At 46.7% G+C, this 1,035-nt stretch carries 1 protein-coding gene; it reads right to left on the bottom strand.

What is annotated here, in order from left to right; genetic code table 11:
• Positions 1-99 precede the first annotated feature (99 nt).
• A partial coding sequence (gene calR, locus R7E47_RS25350) for a LysR family transcriptional regulator CalR (protein ID WP_318085578.1) occupies positions 100-1,035 on the bottom strand: 936 nt, incomplete at its 5' end.

Genomic DNA, 1,035 nt, shown 5'->3' with positions numbered 1-1,035 from the left:
AAAAAGCCCCGAAAGACAAGCGTCTCTCGGGGCCAAACAATTGTAAAAATTGATGATTACAAATCCAGTCTGACCAGTTCATCAGACCAAATAATAAACTTATTTTGATGCAACCACTTCACCACACGTCACCATTAGCTGGTCACGTAGCCAAATGTGGCCTTTGTCTTTTTCACTTGATTCATGCCAGCTAAGGAAGCCGCTGATTTCTTTGTTCGCAAATGGGAAGTCTAGAATCTGCAGTTGGTCACTGTTCACCGCATTTTCCGCCATCCAGCGTGGTGCGATAGTCACTAACTCAGATTGGCTAACAACGTAAAGCAAGTTGCTTAGGCTTGAACCTTCGTACGCAGCTTGGCAGTCAAGCTCGCGGTACGCCTGCTCAGAGAAGCTACGTTGACCGTGAACTTTAGACAGTTTCGCGTGCTTTTCGTTAATTAGCTGCTCGGCGCTTACGCCACCTTGAATACGTGGGTGCGTTTTCGAAGCGATAACCACCAATTCATCTTTGAAGATTTCTGTGCTTGAGAAACCTTGCTCATCAAAACGAGCGTAATCGATCACGAAGTCGATTTCTTGGTAACGCATGCGCTCAGAAAGAAGACGGTCAAATTCCGCGTCTAGATGCAGCTGAACGTTTGGCGCTTGTTGATTAATCTTCGCCATGATTTTTGGAGCAAAGCGCATGTCACATGGGCTGCAAATCGCCAGCTTGAATAGACGAGTTGACGACTCTGGTTGGAATACCGAGCTTGGCAATTCGTTACGGATCAGTTGCAATGCTTGGCGGATAGGGCCAAACAGTTGACGCGCACGTTGAGTTGGTTGAATACCACGGCCCTGACGCATGAACAGTTCATCGTTAAACATCACTTTTAGACGTGCCACGGCATTACTTACTGCCGGTTGAGACATGCCTAAGTTGTGTGCTGCACGAGTGATATTTTGCTCTTGCATCACAGCATCAAATACAGTCAGTAGGTTTAAATCTACACCACGCAAAGTGCTTTCCATACGGTAGCTAGCAATTGCGCT

This window comes from Vibrio sp. Vb1026 (assembly GCF_033338745.1).
Lineage (GTDB): Bacteria > Pseudomonadota > Gammaproteobacteria > Enterobacterales > Vibrionaceae > Vibrio > Vibrio alginolyticus.
The sequence above is the reverse complement of the archived record's forward strand: the minus strand, read 5'-3'. Positions and strand labels throughout refer to the sequence as shown.